8 protein-coding genes are annotated in these 9,927 nt (G+C 31.9%); 2 read left to right on the top strand and 6 right to left on the bottom strand.

Going from position 1 to position 9,927, the window contains the following annotated elements:
* Window positions 1–212 precede the first annotated feature (212 nt).
* The 6 genes from Q0617_RS08870 to Q0617_RS08845 form a co-directional block, all read right to left on the bottom strand.
* Window positions 213–3,050, bottom strand: a complete 2,838-nt coding sequence (locus tag Q0617_RS08870) for a type I restriction endonuclease subunit R (RefSeq protein WP_298752569.1) — start codon at window positions 3,048–3,050, stop codon at window positions 213–215.
* A gap of 142 nt (window positions 3,051–3,192) precedes the next feature.
* Window positions 3,193–3,696 (bottom strand): hypothetical protein, encoded by a 504-nt coding sequence (locus Q0617_RS08865; protein ID WP_298752568.1) that lies wholly within the window; start codon window positions 3,694–3,696, stop codon window positions 3,193–3,195.
* Entirely contained in the window at window positions 3,686–4,390 is a 705-nt protein-coding gene (locus Q0617_RS08860) for a DUF3800 domain-containing protein (protein WP_298752567.1), read from the bottom strand. Before Q0617_RS08860 ends, Q0617_RS08865 begins: the two co-directional genes overlap by 11 nt.
* A 22-nt stretch (window positions 4,391–4,412) precedes the next feature.
* Window positions 4,413–5,276 (bottom strand): hypothetical protein, encoded by an 864-nt coding sequence (locus Q0617_RS08855; RefSeq protein ID WP_298752565.1) that lies wholly within the window; start codon window positions 5,274–5,276, stop codon window positions 4,413–4,415.
* Between the two features lie 39 nt (window positions 5,277–5,315).
* Window positions 5,316–6,299 (bottom strand): abortive infection family protein, encoded by a 984-nt coding sequence (locus tag Q0617_RS08850; RefSeq protein WP_298752564.1) that lies wholly within the window; start codon window positions 6,297–6,299, stop codon window positions 5,316–5,318.
* A gap of 7 nt (window positions 6,300–6,306) precedes the next feature.
* Window positions 6,307–8,544 (bottom strand): type I restriction-modification system subunit M, encoded by a 2,238-nt coding sequence (locus tag Q0617_RS08845; RefSeq protein WP_298752562.1) that lies wholly within the window; start codon window positions 8,542–8,544, stop codon window positions 6,307–6,309.
* A 194-nt stretch (window positions 8,545–8,738) separates the two neighbouring features.
* Between Q0617_RS08845 and Q0617_RS08840 the strand changes: the two genes are divergently transcribed.
* Together Q0617_RS08840 and Q0617_RS08835 are read left to right on the top strand one after the other, a co-directional pair.
* A complete protein-coding gene (locus tag Q0617_RS08840; RefSeq protein ID WP_298752557.1) occupies window positions 8,739–9,296 on the top strand; it encodes a DUF1007 family protein in 558 nt (185 codons plus the stop codon).
* The coding region (locus Q0617_RS08835; RefSeq protein WP_298752555.1) for a hypothetical protein at window positions 9,293–9,927 on the top strand (635 nt) is incomplete at its 3' end. The genes Q0617_RS08840 and Q0617_RS08835, both read left to right, overlap by 4 nt.

Raw genomic sequence — 9,927 nt, 5'->3', positions numbered from 1 at the left:
AGTAGGTGACTGTTAATCACTTGGTCACTGGTTCGAATCCAGTATCCGGAGCCACTTCTTTATAAACCCCTAAAATACGCACTTCCCAAGACTTGATTTGATTTATTGTGCCCATTTGTGCCCTTAAATATTTCCTAAAAAAGAAGCTCTTTTAACATCTTCCGCCAATTCAAATAATAAGTGCAACACTTTTATGTAAATAAGTATTTTATTTACTTTTCAAAAAACTTATCCACAAAATCAACAATCTTATCAAGTACTCTCGGAATAATTTTTTTTCTTTTTAAATATGTGTGCTTTTCTTTTAAAGTTCCAGCTATATCGTTTGCCAAAGGTACTCTTTCATCATACAGATAAGTATCTATAACCTGCTTGACTTTATCGTTTTGAAGATTCTCCTCTTCACAAAGCTCATTAAACGCTTTTTCCTTCTCTGCATCCCAGAACTTCTCAAACTCTTGCTCTATGTCATCTGTATTTTTGATGTTAGCAAGGTTTTCATTAATGAATCTTTCAATGAGCTCTCTTTTGCTTCTAAGCTGAGGGTTATTGTTGAGTAGATTACTGATATTCTCTTTTTGTTTTGACTTGACTGCGTCATCTTCTGTATCTGCATACTGAGCAAGAAGCTGTATGATGTAGGTCACATTGATTTCATCTTTATGAATCAACTCAAGCTCAAAATCTACATCTTCAAGGATTGAGACCTTCTCGACCCCATCTTTTGGTTTTCCAATCTCTTCATACATATCAAGATATTTAGATTTATAATCCTCAAACTCTTGTTCGCTCATCGCTACATCAGACCATTTAAAATCACTAAATCCAGCGATGACATTTTTAACCCTCATTAAGTCTCTAAATGCCTGAACAAACTTTAACTTCTCTTCATCTCCAAAGAGTTCACTAACACTCTCAACGGTTGGAGTGATAGCAAGTAGAGCATTGTATTTAGCATTAAATTTTGTAACATAATCCTCATACGGCTCCATAAGGATTATCTCTTTTGCATCTTTGTTTGAAAACAGAGCGATGGCTTCATCTGTAGCACTCTTTAAATTTCTAAAACAGATAATATTACCTTGTGATTTTTGCTCGTTAAGTATTCTGTTTGTTCTACTAAATGCCTGTATAAGACCGTGATATTTGAGGTTTTTATCTACATAGAGAGTGTTAAGTGTTTTTGAGTCAAATCCAGTTAAGAACATATTTACAACAAGAAGTATATCTATCTCTTTTTGTTTCACTCGTTTTGAGATGTCGTTATAGTAGTTGTAAAAGCTCTGAGAGTCTTTTGTGGAGTATTTGCACCCAAACATACCATTATAGTCTTCTATGAACTCATCGAGCTTCTCTCGTGAGTGTTTATTGATATGCTCATCATCTACATGAGCACCGTCAGCCTCATCAAGATTTGTCTCGCCAGTTGCATCTTTATCCTCTTCATTTGCACTATACGAGAAGATAGTAGCTATTTTTAGATTATGCTGTTTTGATTTAAAGATTTCATAGTATCTGATTAGCATATCAACTGAACTTACCGTCATCATAGCCGTAAAATCTTTGCTATGAGTTTTTCTATCATGATTAGCGATGATGTAATCTACAATCTTTTCAATTCTCTCGTCACTCTCTAAAAGCTCTTTTGTGTCTATGTCTTCAACTTCTATATCTTTATAGGTTTGACTTCCCTCTTTCTCTTTGTATCTTCCCACATATTCGATGGAAAATTTAAGAACATTATCATCATTGATGGCATCCGTGATGACATACTTATGCAGAGCATCATCAAAGAGCTCTTTTGTGGTTCTTTTTCCAAGAGCATTATTTGTAGCGTTCTCGGCAAAGATAGGTGTTCCTGTAAAGCCTATCATCTGATTTTTAGTAAAAAATTTCGTAATAGCTAAGTGGGTCTCTCCAAACTGGCTTCTATGACACTCATCAAAAATAAAGACTATATGCTTATCTTTTAGTTCTTCCATCTGTGAGAGGTACTGTTTTTTAGATATTGCAGTGTTGAGCTTTTGAATGGTCGTAACGATGAGCTTTGTATCGTCACTAAACTGTTTTACAAGAGCTTTTGTGTTGTCTGTTCCATCTACTGAGCCATCTGAGAAGCTGTTGAACTCTTTTGTTGTCTGGTAGTCTAAATCTTTTCTATCTACTACAAATACAACTTTATGCACTTTTGGCAGTTTCATAAGGATTTGAGCGGTTTTAAATGAAGTGAGTGTTTTTCCTGAGCCTGTCGTGTGCCAGATATAACCGTTTTTATTTGAGTTTGACACTCTGTCGATGATAGCTTCAACTGCATGAAACTGATACGGTCTTAGAACCATTAAAATCTTTGGAACCTCTGCAAGGACTATATACTTACATATCATTTTAGAAAGATGGCAGCGCTCCAAAAACAGCTCTGTGAATTTTTCAAGGTTATCAATTCTTCTGTTTTCTACATCCGTCCAGTAAAATGTCTGCTTGAAGCTCATAGATTCTAACTTTGAGTTTGCATAATACTTTGTATTTACACCGTTACTAATCACAAAGAGCTGTATGTAGTTAAACAGAGCATTATTTGTGCTGTATGAGTGTCTTTTATATCTCATAGTTTGATTGAACGCTTCTTTGAGTTCTAAGCCTCTTCTTTTTAGTTCAACCTGAACCAATGGAAAACCATTGATAAGAATGGTCACATCGTAGCGGTTTTTATATTTCCCCTCAACAGTCACTTGTGAGGTAACTTGAAAAAGGTTTTGGCACCAGTGTTCAGAATCTAAAAATTCTATGTATTTGGTAGTACCATCATCACAAGGGAGGACAAACTTATCTCTGAGGATTTTTGCCTTCTCGTAAATAGAGCCTTTTTTCAGGTGGTTGAGAACTCTTTTAAACTCTGTGTCTGTAATGGTCGTTTTATTATGCTTTTCAAGCTGAGATTTTAGGTTGTTTTCAAGCTCTGTATCATCATTGATAACAACTCTTTTATACTCTTGTAAAGCGAGTTGTTTGAGTAGATTTTCTTCTAAAATTGCTTCTGATTGTGTGCTCATATATTACCTTTTTATCATCCAACTTAAATATAGTTTATTAATTTTATTGACAACTAAGTGCACTAATAGTATACTGTTGTCGCTCAGATACCATTGCGTGTCAAGAGGTGGCTTTCGTCTGGCCCACAGGCGAACAACTACATTAAAACCATTCACAACCATTTAGCCTTTCATCTGTTTTATTGTTATAATCTTCATACTTTTTTTGAAATTTTTCTCTTTTTTGCTCATAATCTATATAAAAACTTGTCACTAAATATGAACTACTACTACCTAATTTTTGAAGAATGACAACAAAATCATTTTCAAAAGCCCAAAGATATAGTCTTACCTTTCCAGTATCTTCATAATAATAAAACAACTTGATTTTTGCATGAGAATGATTAACTATTATTGGTTTTATCCACTTGATTCTACATGCTCTTGGAGGGTCAAAGTTTCTTCTTCCTCTATCCTTCCTTGTAACAATATGCCAAAAAATATTTTCTTTTTCTTCATGTTTATCATGACTTTTGGGGTCAATATATACTGTTCCATTTAAATGGACATCATTGTCAACAAAGTCATCTTTAAAAATGGCATAGAGAAAATCAATTTTTTTATCATCTGTACAACAGTTGGTAAAATCAATAATTTCACTGAGCATACGACTTCCTTGGATGAAATCTATATATTCTGAATTTCTCTTCCCATTCAGGAGTAGAATAGTCAAGCTCAAAACCACTTAACCTTTCTAATTCATCAACAATAAAATTTTTAACCTTACTTGTATGTTCGATATCTTTTCTAATTTTATATCCTATTGCTCCTATTAAAATATCACACAGTTGCATTATTTGTGATTCATGAGAATGTATAATTGTATATGTTGTAGCAATATTTCCATAAAATGTATTGTGAACAACATCATTTAGTTCTTTAACTCTTCTCCCACCCTTTGTATCTTTATAGTCCATAAAGATATTATATGCTTCATCTACATTAAAAAATGGCAAAAGAGCGTAATAGTACATTTTGTAGTAAAATTTATCAGCTTCGCCATCATTATACTTATCATGATTGAGGTTTGATTTTCCAATAACAACCTGAGTATTAAATTTCATATCTACTCTTGAGAAAAAGAACTCCAATAATTCGGTATAAAATGCCCTTTTATTATTATTTAATTTAGTCCATTTCAATTCATTGTTAGCATTGTGTTTATGTTTAAGATGTTTGATATATCTATTTATAAACTCTACTTGTGAAGCCTCACATCTAATACCACCAATGACCATAATATCCGACTCATCATTATATAAATGATTACTTTCATCACAAAATATTTTATAGTTTGACATATTCATACCTTTGTATATTCATTTATTCATCCTTTAATTGTCCATATTCAAATGAAAATAAATTTAATTCATCTTCTGCTGGATAATCTATGAGAGCAATCTTAGAGATATCACTATTTATTATAGGGGTATCAATTTCTTCTCCATTATAATTTAAAACTCTGATAGCAAGATACTTTACTTGACGGGTAGGTCTTTTAATAAGTTGAACTCTCATCACATCTGTTGTGTGTAACGGTAGTAAATCTAATTTAACTTTTTCCCAAAACCTACCAGTTAAATCTTTATCAAAATCAAATGCATTTTCTTTATCTTTAAGAATTTCAATTTTTCCTTTCCAAGACCGTTTTCCTTTCCAATCAGGACTATGAACAGTAATATTTGTCTCACCAAGATATACTACCTCTTCATCAGGTATTTCTTTAATATAATTTTGAAAATTCAATTTTGGTATAGCTGGAAATGTATCTATTTTAAAGCTATCTATACAATTATCTTTTTGAAACTGTTGATATATTTTATTTTTTTGTTTTGTACACTCTTTTGGGATTTCATCAGATAAATCATTAGCTTCTGTTGTAATATATTGATTTATATATTTTACAATTTCAGTATGTCCTTTCTTCGCCCAATCATCAGCAGTTTCTCCAGTGAGTAATGCAACAAAAGGATTAATACCAATCAGACCAATTCCAACTAACAAATTTGATTTCCATCCACCTTCTGATGGTATGCCAATTTGAACTTCAATCTCTATACCAAAAGTTTTAGATATCTCTTTGTATGCTTCAATAAATATTGATAGAGAACTTGAATTTATCTTATGTTCTCCCTGAAAGTTACCAAAATGAATAGGTACAGTGTAATATCCAACATTTTCTTTCACGACTTTACCTCATATAAGCATCTGTTGTGAAAATGTTGTTTAATTTTCATTGATATTCTCATGAATAAATTCAAAAATTTTATTTTTAATATGATTGATTTTATCTGCCCTTTCAAGCAACTTTGGTTTTTCCTTTAATAGCTTAACTATATCACTTGACAATGGCTCTCTACCATCAAATAAGTATGTGTCTATTAACTTCAACACTTTATTAATATGTAATTTTTCATTGATGCAAAGTTTTTGTAAATTGTTCTCAGAGTTCTCTTTTTGAAGTAATGTAAGATATTTTTCATCGATTATATTTTCGTCAGTTAAAACTGTTTCTTGTGGCTCTTCAACTGTGACTTCTTCTTGTGGCTCTTCAACTGTGACTTCTTCGTCAAGGTCTTTATTATCTTCCTTATCAGACAAATATTGCATTAGCTGAAGTTTATAATCTTCGGGATACTGTTCAAAGAGTGCTAAACTATACTGAACTTTTCCAGGTAATTCATTATTCTCATCTAAAAAATTATTAAAATCTTCATTTTCAGAATATTTCAGTTCTTCTAAGAACTCTATATTAAAAAAATGTTCTAAGCTATAAACCAATAGAGAAGAAGATAAGTTTACAACGAATTTCGCAAATTCAGTTGAGCTACTAAATTCCTTTGGTGCCTGTTTTCCATGTGCAATATCCCCACGTTTAGTTCTTATTTCACCAATTAGTTTGACACTATGATTAAAGCCATTAACAAAGTCTAATTCAAAAGTTTCATCATAATCAGCCAACTTTTGCTTATATGCTTTAAATATCTGTGGTAAATTATAATTTTTTAGTATATGTTCTTGTGTAAGAGATTTATCTAATGATAAAAGAATTGTTGTACATATCCCTTCAATTAGAGCTTTACAACATTCAATAGCAATATCTGGATTTGTTGATAAGTTTTTTTCTACTTTATCAATTAATAAGTAATAGTATTCAAAGTGCTCAAAATTTCCACTGTACTTCTCAATTACTTGTTTTAACTCCGTCATAATTATCCTAAAAAAACATCTGCTCTAAGAGTGCTTTATCAAACTCTTTTGTCGGTTCTAACTGCTTTTGCACTTGTTCAATTTTAATATCCATTGTAGACAAGAAATGTGCTATTTTATTTTGTTCCCCCAAAGAAGGTAATTTGATTTTCAACTTTGCAATGTCTTTGTTATAAATATGCTTAACTGTTGTACCAGTAACTAATTTCATAATTTCTTTCTTATTGTTGTTTAAAAAGTATGAAATAAATAGAGAGTTAGTATCATGTTTAGGTCTTAAGATATTAGTATCTCCCCCTATAATTACATTATTTTCCATAATAACACTTGCTGTTGCCAATCCTTGAGGTGTAACGTCAGAGCTTGGCATTAGAATATCGCCAATTATGCTCATTTGTCCATCTGTTAAATTCGTAGAAGATATAACATTAAATATTTTTTCTTTATATATTGTGAATAACTCCCCATAATGAATACATTTTGTCAACCCATTAGGAACTAAATCAGACTTAGACAAAGCACTACCTCTTAAAAAGTTAAAAATTTCCCCTAAATTTTTCTCTTCCCACATAGGAAATTCACTTCCATCATCAGCTTTAAATCTAATTTCTTGATTTAATATTTTTTGTGTTATACCTTTTTTATACTGTTTTAAAAGAGAAATATTGTTCCCGCTTATAATTGGTAAGGATAATTCATGACAGTATTCTTCCAAAATTTCATCATTAACTTGTGAAAGTTTATCAACCTGAACCAGTAAATTAACTACAGCATCTAAATCAACAGGCTCTTCTTCTTCGAATGTATCTACATATCTTGGTATGTTTAAGTTGTAGTCATTCTCTTTAATCTCATCAAGTGAAGCAAGGTAGGAGTACTTATCTTCAACGCTTCTTGTTCTATAGATTGAGATTATTTTTTCAATATCATTATGCTCATCATCTTCTCTAAGATAATTTTGATTTTTAGCTTTTCCAAAGTGATTTGAAGCATCTATGAAGAGCACATTGTCACTATCCTCTCTACACTTTTTAAAGACCAATATACATGTAGGGATAGATGTTCCGTAAAATATATTTGAAGGCAGTCCTATAACTGCATCAAGATAGTTTCTATCCTCTATAAGGTACTTTCTTATATGCCCCTCGGCAGAACCTCTAAATAAAACACCATGTGGCAGAACAATCGCCATTGTTCCATTATCATCAAGATGATGAATCATATGTTGCACAAATGCAAAGTCTGCTTTACTTGATGGTGCTAACTTTCCGTACTGAGAGAATCTGTCATCATTCATGTGAAGTGGATTAGCTGACCAGTTAGCAGAAAACGGAGGATTGGCAACTATCGCTTCAAATCTATCATCCATATGTTGTGGATTTTCAAGAGTGTCTTCTTGTTTAATATCAAACTTTCTGTAATGCACATCGTGCATAATCATATTCATTCTTGCAAGGTTGTATGTAGTGCGGTTTAACTCTTGCCCGTAGAAGTTAGATACATCTTCAACCTCTTTGGCAACTCGTAGTAGTAATGAGCCTGAACCACAAGTTGGGTCATAGACAGAGCGGAGTTTTGATTTTTTTGTAGTTACGATTTTTGCTAAGACTTTTGAGACCTCTTGAGGAGTATAAAACTCTCCTGCTTTTTTACCAGCTCCACTTGCAAACTTTCCTATGAGGTACTCATAAGCATCCCCTAAAACATCTCTGTCGTGGTTTTTAAGTTCAAAGTCGATGTTGTCTAAATGGTAAAGCACCTTTGAGATAAGGGTGTTTTTTGCCTCTTCTGTTCGTCCAAGTTTGGTAGATGTTAGGTCTAAATCTTCAAAGAGGTGCTCAAAGTCATCTTCACTCGCATGACCCATAGTTGATTGTTCTATGTGTCTAAGCACTGCTGTTAAATCTTCTAAGATGAAGTTGTTACCCTCGCCATTACCTTTTTTTGCCATTGCTGAGAAAAGCTCACTCGGCTTTAAGAAATATCCAAGTTGCTCTATAGCATCTTCTTTTATCGCTTCAAGGTACTCTTTACCATCATCTGAGTTCTCATCAAGTGTAGTGTATTTAACTCCGTCTTCTTCAAGTAGTTCATTTGCATAATCTTCTATTTTTTCTGAGAGATACTTGTAAAATATAAATCCAAGAATATAGTCTCTAAACTCATCGGCATCCATTTTGCCACGAAGCTCATTGGCTATATTCCAAAGTTGTTGTTCTAATCGTTTTTTGTTCTCTTCGCCCATTAAGTAGCCTGTAAATAAAGTAATTGATTATATCAAAAATAGGTATATATTTTATAAAAACTTAATAATAAATATTAATAAATGTTGTATATCGCTTTGATTGACTTCAAAAAATTTTTTTTACAATCGATTATTATTATCAAAACATAAGTTTTTTTTAGTTAGCATTTAAAACAAAAAAAATAAAGGCTGTTATGAAGTATATACTTATTTTATCATTTTTATATACTCTGCTATTTAGTCATCCCCATGTATTTGTAGATGTTAAATTTGATATAGTCATAAACCAAAATAGTTCAGATATGGATGTGTATTGGTATTTTGATGAGATGACTTCAAGTCTTTTACTAATGGATTTTGATCAAAACAGAAATAACAAACTAGAAAAAGAAGAGATAGCTTTTTTAAAACAAGAATCATTTGACAACTTAAAAGAGTTCAACTACTATATCTCCCCGCATCAAAAAAACAAAAAATTAAAATTTTCAGAGCCGCAAAATTTCACAGCCTATATAGAAGGGGTTAAGCTTGTATATAAATTCAGTATTTCAACGAATATAGATTTATCAATAAAAGAGCTTAAAATAGGCTGTTTTGATGAAGAAAATCTAACCTCTTTTCATCTTAGTGAAGATATAAAAATAAAAATTAACCATGAAAATATAGAGCTTTCTTCTGTAGATTTTAAGTTAGAAGACAAAGATTACTATATTGCAGATATGTTGATTGTCAAATGGAGAGGTACTAAATGAGTGAACTTTGGGGAAAATTTATTTATGAGATAAATAGTTATCAAAAAATATTAAATACAAATATAGCATCCTCTTTTAAACAGGTAGATGAAGCAGGTATTTATGGCTCACTCACTATTATAGCTATTGCTTTTGTTTATGGCATAGTTCATGCGGCCGGACCTGGTCATGGCAAAGCAATAGTAGCTTCATATTTTTTATCTCAAGGCAGAAGGCTTATAAGCGCTTTTAAAATGGGCTATCTTGTTTCAACAATTCATGCTTTATCAGCTTTAATCCTAACATTTTTAATCTACTATTTGGTAGATGGTCTCTTTTCTAGAACATTCAACCAAAGTGTGGATATTATGTATAAAGTTTCCGGAATATTTATTATTTTTGTCGGATTTTATTTAATCTATGAATTAAAAAAAGAGTGGAATACTTATGAAAAAATAGAAAAAACAAAAGATAAAAAGTCATATATTGTAGCGCTCTCAGTCGGCATAGTTCCCTGCCCCGGAGTTATGACTGTACTTTTTTTCTCTTTAATGATGGGACATCTTGTAACCGGTATTTTGGCGACTATAGCCATGAGTGTCAAGTGCAAACCAAAAGTGCACCAATATGCAGTGCAAAAGTGCACCACTTC

Source organism: uncultured Arcobacter sp. (assembly GCF_937982575.1).
In the GTDB taxonomy this organism is placed as follows: Bacteria; Campylobacterota; Campylobacteria; order Campylobacterales; family Arcobacteraceae; genus Arcobacter.
Note: the sequence above shows the minus strand (reverse complement) of the source record. Positions and strands in the feature narration are given on the sequence as shown.

Coding starts and splice junctions, on each gene's coding strand:
- Q0617_RS08840 (WP_298752557.1), top strand. CDS start 8,739: ATGAAGTATATACTTATTTTATCATTTTTATATACTCTGCTATTTAGT.
- Q0617_RS08850 (WP_298752564.1), bottom strand. CDS start 6,299: ATGACGGAGTTAAAACAAGTAATTGAGAAGTACAGTGGAAATTTTGAG.
- Q0617_RS08860 (WP_298752567.1), bottom strand. CDS start 4,390: ATGTCAAACTATAAAATATTTTGTGATGAAAGTAATCATTTATATAAT.
- Q0617_RS08865 (WP_298752568.1), bottom strand. CDS start 3,696: ATGCTCAGTGAAATTATTGATTTTACCAACTGTTGTACAGATGATAAA.
- Q0617_RS08845 (WP_298752562.1), bottom strand. CDS start 8,544: ATGGGCGAAGAGAACAAAAAACGATTAGAACAACAACTTTGGAATATA.
- Q0617_RS08870 (WP_298752569.1), bottom strand. CDS start 3,050: ATGAGCACACAATCAGAAGCAATTTTAGAAGAAAATCTACTCAAACAA.